The organism is Muricoccus radiodurans, assembly GCF_050154705.1.
In the GTDB taxonomy this organism is placed as follows: Bacteria; Pseudomonadota; Alphaproteobacteria; order Acetobacterales; family Acetobacteraceae; genus Roseomonas; species Roseomonas radiodurans.
Genome location: NZ_CP189561.1, coordinates 1,126,671 through 1,141,235 on the forward strand (window position 1 = coordinate 1,126,671; position 14,565 = coordinate 1,141,235).

7 protein-coding genes are annotated in these 14,565 nt (G+C 71.9%); 2 read left to right on the plus strand and 5 right to left on the minus strand.

Annotation, left to right across the window (positions count from 1 at the left end):
* Nucleotides 1-49: 49 nt before the first annotated feature.
* A complete protein-coding gene (fusA, locus tag ACP6CK_RS05580) occupies nt 50-2,131 on the minus strand; it encodes an elongation factor G (protein WP_426957891.1) in 2,082 nt (693 codons plus the stop codon).
* 507 nt (nt 2,132-2,638) lie between these two features.
* Between fusA and ACP6CK_RS05585 the strand changes: the two genes are divergently transcribed.
* Entirely contained in the window at nt 2,639-3,952 is a 1,314-nt protein-coding gene (locus tag ACP6CK_RS05585) for a DUF1800 domain-containing protein (RefSeq protein ID WP_426957892.1), read from the plus strand.
* Nucleotides 3,949-5,151 (plus strand): DUF1501 domain-containing protein, encoded by a 1,203-nt coding sequence (locus ACP6CK_RS05590; protein WP_426957893.1) that lies wholly within the window; start codon nt 3,949-3,951, stop codon nt 5,149-5,151. The genes ACP6CK_RS05585 and ACP6CK_RS05590 overlap by 4 nt, the downstream gene beginning before the upstream one ends.
* Nucleotides 5,152-5,265: 114 nt before the next feature.
* Here ACP6CK_RS05590 and bcsD read toward each other — a convergent pair whose 3' ends face one another.
* The 4 genes from bcsD to ACP6CK_RS05610 are packed head-to-tail and all read right to left on the minus strand — an operon-like array spanning nt 5,266 to nt 14,563.
* Nucleotides 5,266-5,724 carry a cellulose biosynthesis protein BcsD gene (gene bcsD / locus ACP6CK_RS05595; protein WP_426957894.1) on the minus strand — a complete coding sequence of 153 codons (459 nt, stop codon included), beginning with the start codon at nt 5,722-5,724 and terminating at the stop codon, nt 5,266-5,268.
* A 12-nt stretch (nt 5,725-5,736) separates the two neighbouring features.
* Nucleotides 5,737-9,021, minus strand: coding sequence for a cellulose synthase subunit BcsC-related outer membrane protein (locus ACP6CK_RS05600; RefSeq protein ID WP_426957895.1), 3,285 nt, complete (start codon nt 9,019-9,021; stop codon nt 5,737-5,739).
* Entirely contained in the window at nt 9,018-13,721 is a 4,704-nt protein-coding gene (gene bcsA / locus ACP6CK_RS05605) for a UDP-forming cellulose synthase catalytic subunit (protein WP_426957896.1), read from the minus strand. The genes ACP6CK_RS05600 and bcsA overlap by 4 nt, the downstream gene beginning before the upstream one ends.
* Nucleotides 13,718-14,563, minus strand: coding sequence for a cellulose synthase operon protein YhjQ/BcsQ (locus ACP6CK_RS05610; RefSeq protein ID WP_426957897.1), 846 nt, complete (start codon nt 14,561-14,563; stop codon nt 13,718-13,720). The genes bcsA and ACP6CK_RS05610 overlap by 4 nt, the downstream gene beginning before the upstream one ends.
* Between the last annotated feature and the right edge of the window lie 2 nt (nt 14,564-14,565).

Genomic DNA, 14,565 nt, shown 5'->3' on the forward strand with positions numbered 1-14,565 from the left:
TTCCCGGACGCTCGGGAGGCCCCGCCGCTGGGCGGGGCCGTTCCGACGATCAGGCCGAGGCCTTCATGATCTCGTCCGCGACGTTCCGCGGGACGGGGTCGTAGTGATGGAACTGCATGGAGAAGGAAGCGCGCCCCTTCGTCATGCCGCGCAGGTTGGAGATGTAGCCGAACATCTCCTTCAGCGGGACGTGGGCCCGGATGATGACCGAGGTGCTGGCCATGTCCTGGGACTGGATCACGCCGCGGCGGCGGTTCAGGTCGCCGACGACGTCGCCCACGTGGTCCTGCGGGGTGGTCACCTCGACGTCCATGATCGGCTCGAGAATGACCGGCGCGGCCTTCTTCATGCCTTCCCGGAAGCAGGCCTTCGCGGCGATCTCGAAGGCCAGGGCCGACGAGTCGACGTCGTGGTACTTGCCGTCCACCAGGGAGTACTTGAAGTCCACCGTCGGGAAGCCGGCGAGCACGCCCGTGTCGGCCTGGACCTTGATGCCCTTCTCGACCGCGGGAATGTACTCCTTCGGCACCGCGCCGCCGACGACGCCGTTGTGGAACTCGATCCCCGTGTTCCGCTCCTTCGGCTCGAAGACGATCTTCACCTCGGCGTACTGGCCCGAGCCACCCGACTGCTTCTTGTGGGTGTAGGTCTCGGTGTGCGCCTTGGTGATCGTCTCGCGGTACGCGACCTGCGGGGCGCCGATGTTGGCGTCCACGCCGTACTCGCGCTTCAGGCGGTCGATGATAATCTCGAGGTGCAGCTCGCCCATGCCGGACAGGATGGTCTGGCCGGTCTCCTGGTCGGTCTTCAGGCGCAGCGAGGGGTCCTCGCCGGCCAGCTTCTGCAGCCCGAGGGTCATCTTCTCGACGCCCTCCTTCGTCTTCGGCTCCACCGAGATGTCGATCACGGGCACCGGGAAGGCCATGCGCTCCAGCACCACCGGATCATCCTGGGAGGCCAGGGTGTCGCCGGTGCCAGTGTCCTTCAGGCCGACGAAGGCTGCGATGTCGCCGGCGATGACCTCCTTGATCTCTTCCCGCTTGTCGGCGTGCATCTGGAACATGCGGCCGATGCGCTCGCGGTTGCCCTTGGTGGTGTTCATCACCGTGTCGCCGGACTTCAGCACGCCCCGGTAGACGCGGACGAAGGTCAGGTTGCCGTACTTGTCATTGACGATCTTGAACGCGAGGCCCGCGAAGGGCGCGTTCTCGTCGGCCGGGATGCTGCGGCGGTCGGCGGTCTCGTCCTCGCCCTCCTCGGGCGCGACCTTGATGCCGGGGATGTCCACCGGGCTCGGCAGGTAGTCGATCACGCCGTCCAGCAGCGGCTGCACGCCCTTGTTCTTGAAGGCGGAGCCGCAGAACACCGGCCGGAACTCGCCGGAGATGGTGCCCTTCTTGATGGCGCGCTTGAGGGACTCGACCGAGACGTCGCCCTTCTCGAAGTATTCCTCCATCGCCGCGTCATCGGCGCCGAGCACGGCGTCGAGAAGGATCTGGCGGTACTCGGCGGCCTTGTCGCCCAGGTCGGCGGGGATCGGGGCCTCGTGGTACTTCGCGCCGAGCTCGTCGCCTTCCCAGATCAGCGCCTTCATCTCGACGAGGTCGACCACGCCCTTCAGCGTGTCCTCGATGCCGATCGGGAGCTGGAGCGCGACCCAGTTGATGCCGAGCTTCTCGGTCAGCGTCGCCGCGGCGCGATAGAAGTCGGCGCCGGTCCGGTCGAGCTTGTTGATGAAGATGATGCGCGGGACGTTATAGCGGTCGGCGAGGCGCCAGTTCGTCTCGGACTGCGGCTGCACGCCGGCCACGCCCTCGATGATGAAGACGGCGCCGTCGAGCACGCGCAGCGAACGGTTCACCTCGATGTTGAAGTCGATGTGGCCGGGCGTGTCGATGACGTTGATGCGGTAGTCCTTCCACTCGGCGGTCACGGCCGCGGAGGTGATGGTGATGCCGCGCTCACGCTCCTGCTCCATGTAGTCGGTCGTGGTGTTGCCCTCATGCACCTCGCCGATCTTATGGGACTTGCCGGTGTAGTAGAGGATCCGCTCGGTCGTGGTGGTCTTGCCCGCGTCGATATGCGCGGTGATGCCGATGTTGCGGATTCGATCGAGGGTGGTGCGCGCCACGTGGGCCTCCGTATCGCGGCCGGGCCGCGGGGTTTCATCCGCGGCAGGGCCGCGTGTCTGATCTGCGGCCGCGGCCGCCTGTGGGTCGCGGCGATGCCGCGCGGGGTCACGGACGGGCCGTGGGGTGGACACGGCCGGGGCCGTGGGATGGTCACGGCCGAAGCCGTGCGGTTGGTCTTCCGGCGGCAGCGCCGGACGCTCTCGCGGAAGCGCCGCGCCCGCCCCCGCGATGGGGAAAGCAGCCCTCGGCCCGGCAGGCCCGGATACGGGTTCGCGGGCCGCGGATGGCCCTGCCACCCCGCCCGCTTCCATCCGGACTGCCTGATGCCGCCGGGCGCCGCTGCCGCGCCCCTGCTGCGGGCGGACATGTGCGCCGTAGCGGCCGATTTTGCAAGCGTCGCGGGCGTGACACCCGCGGGGGGCGGGTCTGCGCGCGCTGCGGGACGTCACGCTTCGTTGCGGGGCAGGTTTGGAGGCGGCGGCGAGCGCCGTGCTAGGCTGCGCGTGATGGACGCCGCGCGCCACATCGCGGAGCTGCGCTTCGGCCTCGGGCCCCGGCCCGATCTGCCGGCGCCCGAGGATGTGCCGGCCTGGCTTCTCGCCCAGCTCGCTTCGCCCGACGACCCCGGCCCGCCACCTCGGGATTGGGAGGCCTATCCCACCACCTGGGATGGACTCGCGATCCGGGCCGCGGATGCCCGCACGGCCCGGATGCCCAACCCGCCGCCCAGCCGGCAGGCCGCCCTCTTCGCCGCCGAGGCGCAGGCTTTCCACGCGCATCTCGTCACCACGTCGGCGCCGTTCCGGGAGCGGCTGGTGCTGTTCTGGACGAACCACCTGACCGTCAGCCGGCGCGAGGGCGGCGTCACCGGCCTCACCGGGGCCTATGTGCGAGAGGCGATCCGGCCCCACGTCACCGGGCGTTTCGCGGCGATGCTGAAGGCGGCGGTGCGGCATCCGGCGATGCTGCTCTACCTGAACCAGTCCGCCTCCGTCGGGCCGGACAGCGCCTTCGGGGCCCGGGCCCGGCGGGGGCTGAACGAGAATCTCGCCCGCGAGGTGCTGGAGCTGCACACCCTCTCTCCGGAGGCCGGCTACACCCAGGCCGACGTGACGGAGTTCGCGCGCCTTCTCACCGGGTTGAGCACGGAGCTGCGACGGGAGCCCTATGGCACCGTTTTCCGCCCGGAGATGCATGAACCCGGCGGCAAGATCGTCATGGGCCGGATCTTCCCGCCGGGCGAGGCGGCGATTGATGCGGCGCTGGAATGGCTGGCGGAGCATCCCGCCACGCAGAGGCACCTCGCGCGGAAGCTCGCGCGGCACTTCGTGGCCGACGAGCCGCCCGCGGCCGCGGTCGAGGCACTCTTCGGCGTGCTGCGGGACACCGGCACGGACCTGGGCGCGGCGGCACGGACCCTCGTCGAGCTCCCCGCCGCCTGGCACGCACCGCTGTCGAAGCTCCGAAGCCCGGTCGAGCTCATCACCGCCGCATTCCGGGCCGTCGGAGCGGGGCCGGAGATCGGGGAAATGGCGTTCGGCAGCGTCACCAGCCTCGGCCAGCCGCTCTGGACCGCGCCGGCCCCCATCGGGTGGCCGGACGTGGCCTCGGCCTGGGCGAATCCGGAGGGCATGGTGCAACGGCTGGACCGGGTTCACGCCATCAGCGGGCGCTTCGCCCGCCAGGACTCGAAGGCCACGCTGGAGCTCGTCCTCGGTCCCCTGGCCTCCCCCGAGACGCGCCGGGCCGTCGAGCGGGCAGGGTCAAACCGGGACGCGCTCACCCTCCTGCTCGGCAGCCCGGAGTTTCAGCGGCGATGACTCGGCACCTCCCCCGAATCGGCCGGCGCGGGCTGCTTCTGGGCCTCGCGGCCGGCGCCACGCTCGGCGGTGCGCGGCTGGCACTCGGGACGGGAACGGGGGGCGAGGCGCGGCTGGTGGTCGTGATCCTGCGGGGCGCGCTGGACGGGCTGGCCGCCGTGCAGCCCTACGGAGAGCCCGACCTCGCCGAGCTTCGCGGTCCGCTGATCCTTCCCGAGCCGGGACAGGACGGCGGGGTGCTCGATCTCGGCGGCTTCTTCGGGCTGCACCCCCGCCTCGCGAGGCTGCACGCGATGTTCGCTGCCGGAGAGGCGCTGCCGATCCATGCGGTGGCGGGGCCGGTCCGCACGCGCTCCCATTTCGAGGCGCAGGACCTGCTCGAGAGCGGCGCAGAGCAGCGCCTCACGTCCGGCTGGCTGAACCGGGCTCTGGCCGGGCTGCCCGAGAGCGGTGGCCGCGACGGCGGCGTGCGGGCCGGCTTCGCCATCGGCCCCTCCCTCCCCTTGCTGCTGCGCGGGCCGGAACCGGTCGGGATGTACGCGCCGGCCGGCGCGGCGCGGCCGGAGGCGGATCTGTACCACCGACTGTTGGAGCTGAACCACGCGGACCCGGTGATCGGGCCTGCCCTGGCGGAGGGCCTCCGGGCCCGCGGCTTCACCGGCGGCGTGGTGCCGCAGGCCGAGCAGCGGAACGGCTTCGTGGAGCTGGCCTCCGCGGCCGGGCGGCTGATGGCGGTGCCGGACGGCCCGCGGATCGCCGCCCTGGAGATGGGCGGCTGGGACACGCACCAGGCGCAGCCAAACCGACTTGCCGGGGTGCTCGGGCAACTCGACAACGGCCTCGACGCGCTTCGTGTCCGATTGGGGACGGCCTGGGAGCGGACGGCCGTGCTGGTCATGACCGAGTTCGGCCGGACCGTTCGGGTGAACGGCAGCGACGGCACCGACCATGGGACGGGAACCGCAGCCTTCCTGCTGGGGGGAGCCGTCGCGGGCGGACGGGTGCTGGCTGATTGGCCGGGGCTGGCGCCCTCCCGGCTCTTCGAGGGGCGCGATCTGCGGCCGACGCTGGACCTTCGCGCGGTCGCGAAGGGGCTGCTGCGCGATCACCTCGGGCTGCCGGACGCCGCGTTGGAACGGGCCTTTCCCGGCAGTGGCGCCGTGGCGGCCAAGGAAGGGCTCGTGCGGCGCGCCGCGTGATGGCGATGCTGCCTCACCGCAACGGCGAAGCATCCCTGCGGGCTGGGCCCGGCGCCATCCGGGGCGCATGACGGCTCCCCGGACTCGCGACAGCACCGGATCGTGCGGCCCGTCTCAAACGCCGTAGCGCAGAACCACGCGATCCTCGGCCGCGCTGACGAGGCTCGCCTCGATATCCGGTTCTGCGCCCGGCTGGGCAGCGATCCAGCCTGCATGCAGCCCCGCGAGCACCGGCCCAAGCGGATGGTCCTCCACACCCTTCGCCACGGGAATGGAAGGCGGGGTCGCATGCGTCAGGACGAGCGACGGCCCGGTGGAGTCGAGCGCGATGCTGACCGAACCCCAGCGGGTGATCGCCAGCCGCTCGTTCATCCGCGCTTCCAGCCCGGCGAGCGTGTCCTCGGGCGGCAAAGGCGAGGTCGCGGCCAGCCGCGCGCCGATCGCACGCAGCAGCACCGCGCGCTCCTCGGCCTCCAGATGCGCCTCCAGGATCTCCAGCAGGGCGCGGAGGAAGCCGCTCCAATCCGGGCCGCTCCCGGCCGGAACGGAGGCGTTGTCGTGCAGATCGCTCAACAGCCTCCTCCCTCAGTCGAAGCGGTAGCGCGCATAGATCATCCCGCGGAACTCGTTGTAATCGGCAGAGCGGTCGTAACGCGCGAGAGCCCCGACCCGTAGCGACGGGGTGATGGCATATTCGATGTCGCCGCGCACGCCGCCGGCGAACTCGGTGCGGCTCTGCGCAGGGTAGAAGGCCGTCAGAGTCGGATCGGTCGCGGCCTGCGACTCCACGATCGCCTGCAGTCCCGAATCCGTCGGGAAGAACGGTGCCCGACCCTCACGGAAGGTGGACACGCCAGCGCTGATCCCGACCCGGTAGGCCAGGTTCCCGGAGCGCGCCCGGTAATCGAGCGGGACAGAGGCGGCGAAGTAGTTCTGCGGGCTGAAGTAGCCGCCATGGCCGAAGCTGAAGAGCCGGAGATTCCGGTCATAGGTCAGGTAGAGCAGGTCGAGCCCCGTCACGAGTTCCTGCTCAGGCCGGCGGAAGATGGCGTAGTTCACGCCGGCCGCAGCCTCCCACCGATGGTTGTCCGCGACGTTCCGGCCGTCAAAGGAGGAGTAGCCGCCGCCGGCATACAGGCCGAAGTCGCCAGCCTGGTACTCGATCTGGCCGTAGCCGGTGGTGCGCGTGACGCCACCGAAGGTCCGCCCGGACAGGTTGTCCCGCATGCCCGCCCAAGAGAGCAGGCTGTCCGTCACCGCGCGCCGTTCGCCGCGCAGCCGCAGACGAAGATTCTCGCCCAGCTGCGGCGACAGCTCCAGACCGCCGACGATGTTCTGCTCCCGGAAGCCGAGTGGGGTGGACCCGATATCCGCGGTGATCCCCTCGCGCAGATAGGCCGCGCCGACCGCGACGCCGGCCGCGTCCCGGTCACGCGGCCGGATCGCCTCTGCCGTGGTGCCGGCGATGCCCGTGTTGGTGACGACCGTCGCGTTCGTGCCGAAGCGGCGGAGATCGAAGGCGTTGTTCGAGTTCAGCCGCCCGGTGTCGAGGCCCACACCCTGGGCGCGCACGGCGAGCTGGCCGCCGACGCCGGGAAGGGGCGCGGTCACCTCGGCGCCGCCACCGTACTCCCGCAGTCGCTCCAGCCCCTCCGAGCCCGAGCGGCTGCGGAAGGTGCCGTTCGCCATCAGGCGGACGGCCGCCTGTTCGTTCACCTCGGCGAGCTGGCGCCCGATCTCGTTCAGCAGCGGATCGGAGGAGAGCGGCGCCGGTGTCCCGCTCGAGGCGCTGGCCGGATTGGCGCCGACCGGCACGAAAGAGGATCCCTGCCCGTCGCCCGCCAGGGGGACGCGGCGATAGGGGCCTTCGGCCGCCGCATAGGTCACGCCGCGATCCATGCCGATCTGCGCCCGGCGCTGCTCTGCGGCCATCTGGAGGGCGGTCTGAGCGCGGCGCACGTCGCCGGAACCGCGGGCGATCCGCGCGTCCAGCACCGAGACGCGCGGGTCGTTCGGCATGTGGACCCGGGCACCGGAGAGAAGCGTCTCCGCGCCGTTCGGGTCGCCCATCGCGAGCGCCGCCTCCACCGCGCCGAGCCGCGCCTCCGAATTTCGGGGATCACGCCGCAGCACGGCCTCCGCGATCCGCCGGATCTCGCGCGGATCGCGGGCGGTGGGCGCCTCCTCCCGCTCGATCGGCTGGGGACGCGGCGCGGCGGCGAGCTGCGTCGCGGACTCCGCCGCTCGGACCGGCGCACCACCGAGAGCGGCGAGGACCCGTCCCTCGCGCGGCGTCATCGCGCGGTCGGCGGAAAGGGTCGCCGTGAAGGCTGCGGATTCCGCGTCCAGCCCGGCATCCTTCAGCAAGGCGGCGACCGTGAGCCGCCAACCCGGCGTGGCCGTCCGGTTCATCCCCGCGGCGGCGCGAGCAGCCTCCACAGCCCCCGTGGGATCCCCCGCGAGCAGCAGGGCCCGCACCACCGTTGCCACGGTCTCCGCGCCAGGGTCGGGGCGCGCGGCGAGGGCCACGAGCTTTCGGCGCGCCTCATCCGGCCTCCCCTCCGCGAGAGAGGCCACCGACACTGCGAGACGCGCAGCGCGGAGCAACCGCGCCTGGTCCACCGAGCGGAGGCGGTCGGGCATCCGCTCAAGCAGTCGCACGGCCTCGGTCGGCTGGCCCGTGCCGACGGCGTAGAGGGCGGCGGCGTGCAGGGCATCGGAGCCCTCTCCGCCGGTCGCGACGAGAGCCCTTCCCTCCTCGATCCGTCCGGTCCGCGCGAGCTGGCGGGCGAGGTCCAGGCGCACCCAGGGATTGCCGGGCGCCGCGTCCATCGCGGCGCGCAGCAGGACGAGAGCCGCCTCGGGATCCTCGGTGCGGGCCGCCTCGTTCCGCAAGGAGTCGGCACGGCCGTTCCCGAGGGCGACGGCGGTGGCAATCACCGCCTCGGCCTCGGCGAAGCGCCCGGCACCGCGCAGCACGCCGTGGAGCCCGGACAGGGCCGGACCGAGCGCTGGCCGGATATAAAGCGCGCCGCGGAAGTGCCCTTCCGCCGCGGTGGCGTCACCGCGCCGCAGTGCCACCTCGGCGAGGAGCAGCTCGGCCTCGGCCCGCTCGGGCGTGTCGCGGCGTGCCGCACGCAGGAGGAGGGCCTCCGCCGCGTCCAGCGTGCCGGCCGACAGCTGCTGGCGTCCCGCGGCCAACTCGGTCGCGAAGGCGGCGCTGTCGAGCGCGACGCCCCAGGCCCGCGGCCCCTTCACCGGGTCCGCCGCGATCGCCTGGGTCAGCAGACGCGCCGCCTCTGCGGAGCGGCCCTGGCGCAGCCGCACGAGGCCGAGGCCGCCGAGCGAATCGCCATCGCGGGGTTCACGCGCCGCGAGCCGCTCGAACTCGGACGCCGCCTCGGCCAGACGGTTGGCAGCAAGGGCGGCGAAGCCGCGCTCCCGACCGGCGGCAGCGAGACGCGCCGCTTCCCGCGCGGCCGGATCCAGCACCGGGGCTCGCAGGGACCGCTCCAGCTCCGCGACCCTGGCGTGCTCGGGCGCGGCTTGGCGCAGCCGGGTCAGATAACCCTCCGCTCCGGCGCGGTCGCCGAACTCAAGCCGCAGTTCCACCGCCGCGGCGAGCGCCTCCGGGTGGTTCGGGCTGGAGAAGAGCACCCGCTCCAGCGCCCGCATGGCCTGGGAAGGCTGGTTCTGCGTCCGCCAGTGATTCGCCTGGTCCATCAGCGCCTGCGTCGCGCGGTCCTGCGCCATCGCCGGCGCCCCAACGGCACCGAGCGAGGTGAGGACTGCGGCGGCCAGGAGCCGTCCCCCCCGGCCGCTCCGTCCCCGGGCGCGATGGCCTCCGAAGCGATGGAGGGTCCGGCTCATGTGCGGGTCCTCAGGCGGATGGCGGCGCGACGGCGCAGGGTCCAGTAGAGCGGCACCGCCACGATCAGCGCCGCGACCACCAGCAGAATAAGCATCAGGTCGGGGCGCGTCGCGAGCAGGCGCTGCGGCATCAGCGTGACCGGCAGGCTGCCGACGCCGAAGTTGCGGGAGACCTTGAAGGACTCCATCCGCCCGTTGGACAGGAAGGCGACATCGCCCTGGATCTGCGGCAGCAGCTGCGGGTCGCGCAGCGCGCCCACCATCGCCTCCATCCCCTGCGGGGTGGAGCCGGTGACGGCCACCACCGACCGGTCGGAGTTCAGCGGGCTACGGGCGCCGATCAGCAGGCCGCCACCATCCCCGCTTCCACCGAGAGTCGCGGTCAGTCGCTCCCGCTGCAGCCGCCGGTCATCGGAGAGAAAGATGTTGCGGAAGTTGTCCAGCGTGTCCGGCAGGGCCACCGTGATGCGGTTCCCCTCCAGCTGGATCGGGCTGTCCTGGAGCAGCCGCTGCAGCGCCGGCTGGCGCTGGAGCGAGCCCATCACGATCAGGTCCCGGTTCGCCGCCGCGTCGAGCCCGCCCGGCCGCACCACGTCGATCTTCGTCGCGGGATAGCCGACGATCGCGGCGAGCTTGCCGATCAGCGTCAGCGTGGAGGCGATCTCCAGCGCATTGGCCCGGTCCGGCAGCACCACCGCCGTCTCGGAGAAGTCGGCCATCCTCGTGTAGGGGAAGCCCGAGCCCGCGAAGTACGCGAGGTTCGGCAGCTCCGTGAAGCGATAGGCGGTCGAGAGGTCGATCGTGCTGTCCGGGTCCACCGAGGCGCGGACGTCGGCCGGGATGGACACGCAATCGCCGCGATGCAGCGGGCGCATGTCGAAGCGCATCTGCAGCTCGTTCAGCCCGAAGACGAGGTAGGGCGGCAGGCCCACGCGTCCCTCGCCCCGGTCGGCCGAGGTGGAGGAGCCCACCTGGCGCGCGATCCAGGAGAAGCCCCAGGTCGGGTCCCCTTCCCGCAGCGGGAAGGACTTGAGGTAGACGTCGTTCAGCGCGACGTCGAGGCGAGACACGGCCACGTCCATGATCGGACCGGGCGGGGAGCGGAAGCGGATCTCGACCGGCAGGGCGCGGTCGCGGAAGGTGTAGAGGTCCGGCGCCGTGCGGAAGGGCACGGAGATCGGGCCCGGCGCGAAGCCGTAGGATTGCAGCTCGCTCGGGTCCACCAGCTCGCCGAAGCGCACAGGGCGGTCGTTGCGGATCCAGCGGGGCGCGTCGTAGGCGGCGCGGGCGGGCAGGTCCTGCTGCTGCACCGTCGCGATCTCGCCGCTCAGCGCTTCCTTGTTGGTCGCCAGCGCCTGCGCGGCGGTCGCCGCCTCGGCGCCGGAGCGACCGCCGATCACCAGCAACAGCCCGTTCGGATCGTTCGGGTTGTTCACGATGGCCAGGGTCGGCCCCTCCATCCGCGGCAGCGTCACGCCGGGAAGGGATTCCGTGCCGGTCGCGATGACGATCGCGTTGCCGCGCGCCGGCAGCGAGGAGGAGACCGGGAAGGTCGCGCCCCGGTAGTCGGCCTGCACCGCGAACCAGGAGGAGACGATGATGGAGGCGCGGACCACGTCATTGCCGGCCCCCTCCGCCATCACCACCGGCAGGAGCAGCGGCTCACGCAGCAGGCGCGGGTCGAAGAAGGGCTCGGGCAGGCGCGCGAGGTCGCGCGTCAGCGGCAGGCGCTCCAGGTTGAGCTGGATGGTCGAGAGGTCCGAGACCGTGGACCAGAGCAGGCCGGAGAGCGGGTCGTTGCACTCCACCGCGTAGCGGCCGGTGAAGCGGAAGTTCAGCCGGTTCGCGTCCGCGAAGAAAACCGGGTTGATCTGGAACTCCACCGGCCCGAAGGCCGGGCGCGCGCGGTCCGGCGTGATGGTGCCCACGAACTGCTCGTTCAGCGTCACCGCGATCTGGGAGAGCTCCGGGATCAGCGCGGGCGAGGTCGCGCCCTGCAGCGTCAGCCGGGCGCCCGTCACCACCTCGTCCGATCGCACGCCGAAGAGGATGCCCTGCAGGTCCGCGAGGCCGCGAAGCTGCATCGGGCTGCGCAGGCCGAGCTGGCGAAGGGTCCGGGTCTCGGTCCGCGCACCGGCGGCCGGCGGCGCATCGCTGCCGAAGATCAGCGGCGTGCTCGGTGCGACGGGAACGGAGCCCACGCCCGGCGCCCCGGGAACGCCCGCGGGCGGCAGGGCCGAGGGGGCGGCGACCGGCGCGGCGCCCGGTTGGGCCCCGATCGGCCCCCCGAAGCTCGGCGCCGGCGGGAGGCCCGGCGGCTGCCCAGGGACGACGGGCGCACCGGTCGCGGCGGGCGGTCGCGGCGGGGTCTGCGCCTGCGACGGCACGGCCAGGATGATCAGGCCGAGCGCGGCCCCGAGCGTGCCGGCGCGGCGGGCGCGCTCGGCGGCGCGGCGCTGCGCGGCCTCCGCGCCGCGGGCCGAGCCGGGCTCTGCCGCCCGGACCGTGGTGACCACGCCGGTGGGCGGGATCGGCGCTGCGGCGCGCGCGGTCTGCGGCGCCGCCGCGGCCCGGGCACGGGCGGCCGCCTGGCGTCGGGCGCGGCGGGCGCGAAGCGAGAACTGGCTGTCCCCGCGGAAGAGACCGCCGATGGACCGGGCCACCTCGCCGAGGGAGCGGAGCGGACGGTCGTGGCGCACGTCATCCCAATCCACCCAGGCGTCGGCGCGGCCGAGCACCACCCGGGTCACGTTGCCCTCGTCGCGCAGGTCCTCCGGCGCGAAGCGCACCTGAAGACGGCCTTCCTGCCAGCGCAGCACCTCAGAGGGGATGCCGACGCGCTCGGGCCCGATGTCAATCTCAAGTGTCACGAGAGCATCCTCCGGCAGCCCGTCGGGCCGCGGGGCGGCGATCGCGGCGCCGCCAAGAGAGAGGTCGAGGGTTTCGCCGGCGACCAGACGGCCATCCGGAAGGATCACGGTGGCGGGCATGATGGCGCCGACGCGGGCGCGCTCACGCACCTGCCGCCGCTCGCGCCCCACCGCCAGGCCGGCCAGCACCGTCAGCAGCGACAGCACGACCCAGACCGTGTTGAGCGCATTCGCCTGGAATTCGAGGGATTCCGGCGAGTTGGCCGCCATACCGTAGATGCCGGACAGCAGTCCCAGCACGAGCACGACGGCGAGGATGAAGTTCGGCAGGGTGGCGCGGATGTCGAAGTAGCCCTCCTGCAGCGTGCCGCCCTTGTCCGTCACGTTGAACTTGCCGCGCTTCGGGTCGAGCAGCGTCGTGAGCACGACAGGCAGGAGAAAGAGGGAGAGGGTCGTCTCGTAGATCTCAGACCAGAAGGAGTGCCGGACCCGCGCCTGCAGCTTCGAGTTCGTCATGATCGCGTGGACCACGTGCGGTCCCGCATAGGCCACGATCGCGAGCGGCGAGGCCGCGATGATGTTCTGCCCGAAGAGCAGGAAGGCGAGCGGGGCCGTGAGGAAGATAAAGCGCGGCAGCGGGAAGAGGAAGTGCCACATCGAGGCCACGTAGCAGAGCCGCTGCGTGATCCGCAGGCCGGGGCCGAGGAGCGGGTTCTCCACGCGGAAGATCTGCACCATCCCGCGCGCCCAGCGCATACGCTGGCCGATATGCGCGATCAGGCGGTCCGTCGCGAGGCCCGCCGCGAGCGGCAGCCGCAGATACGCCGTGCGCCAGCCCAGCCGCTGCATCTTGAGCGAGCAGTGGCAGTCCTCGGTCACGGTCTGGGTCGGCACGCCGCCCACCTGCTCCAGCGCCGTGCGCCGGATGACCGCGCAGGAGCCGCAGAAGAAGGTCGCGTTCCAGAGGTCGTTGCCCTGCTGGATCAGGCCGTAGAAGAGAAGGCCCTCGTTCGGGACGCGCGTGCCGGAGGCGAGGTTCCGCTCGAACGGATCGGGCGAGTAGAAGTGGTGCGGCGTCTGGACCATGGCCAGGCCGGCGTCGCGCATCATCCAGCCGATGGTCATCTGCAGGAAGGCGCGGGTGGCGACGTGGTCGCTGTCGAAGATGACCACGTACTCCGAGGTCGTCTGGCTCAGCGCGTGGTTGATGTTGCCGGCCTTGGCGCCCTTGTTGTCCGGGCGCGTCATGTAGCCGCAGCCCACCTCCTCGCAGAAGGCGCGGAACTCCTCGCGACGGCCGTCATCCAGCAGGATGACGTTCATCTTGTGCCGCGGCCAGTCCATGGCCATGGCACCGAAGATGGTCGGCTTCACCACCGCCAGCGGCTCGTTGTAGGTCGGGATGAACACGTCGACCGACGGCCACAGCTCCGGGTCTTCCGGCAGCGGCAGCGGCCGCCGCTCCAGCGGCCAGAGCGACTGGAGGTAGGAGAGGAACAGCGCGACGATCGCGTAGATCTCGGCGAGCAGAAGGCCGGTGCCGAGGAAGGTCGAGAAGAAGTTCGTGTAGTCGAGCGTGTCCGTGATGCGCCAGTAGATGTAGCGCGCGGAGATGATGCCCGAGAGAAGCGCGAGGAAAACGAGCGATCCGCGCCCGGGGATCAACGAGACGATCGCGAAGACGACGAAGCCGCCGATCGCGATCCAGGCCTGCTGCTCCGCCTCCAGCGGCGCGACGACGAAGGGCAATGATACGAGGAAACCGAGAACGACGAGGATACGCGCGATCCAGGGATTCGCGGTGGCCGCCCGGATACGGCGAGGCGTCATGGCGCGGTTCCCATTTCCGTCCGCTGCATCACCGGCGGCGGCGGCACCGCGTGCTCCGGCACGGCCTCGCCCGCGGCGGGCGGCGGCAGGGCACTCGAGACGAGGCGCGACACCTCCCGCAGGTCGGAGGCGGCGCGGCTCTCCGGCGCGTGGTCGAGCAGCAGACGCTGGCAGGCGAGCGCCTCGGCCACCGTCTCCTCCCGGCTCATCGCGCCGAGCATCCGGAAGCCGAGATGCCGCGCCACGGCCTCTGCCGAGGCACGGGAGAGGCGGGAGTTTAGGTCCACCGCGTTCAGCACGATGCGCAACCGCCCGGCGAGCAGCGCCGCCATGGTCCCGGTGCCGAGGAAGCGGCCGCTCTCGATCTCCGGGACAAGTGCGGCGGAGATCGCTTCCGCCTGCAGGACTCCGATCACCATCGTTGCCATCGGCGCGAGGAGCGCCAGGGCCTGGGACGGTCCGGGCGGGAGGTCGGCCACCACGACCAGCCCGGGATCGGCGAGCATCTCCCGCACCGGCTGCGCCAGCAGGTCAGGATCGCCGTCGAGCGCCACGGCGAGCTGGAGCGAGGCGCGAAGATCCATCGCGCCATGCGCGAGGAGTTGCACGCCGGACGCGGTCTGCCGGACATGGCTCCGCCAGTCAGGCTTGCTCTGCAATTCCGCGACAAAGCCGGCCCGGTCCATCAGGGGCACGCCGAAATGCAGCCGCAGCGCGTTCTGCGGATCCAGGTCGATGGCCAGCACCCGGTGGCCGAGCCGGTGAAGACCATCGGCCACGTTGGCGGCGAGGGTGGTCTTGCCGACCCCGCCCTTGGGGGAGGCAAAGCAGATGAGCGACATGC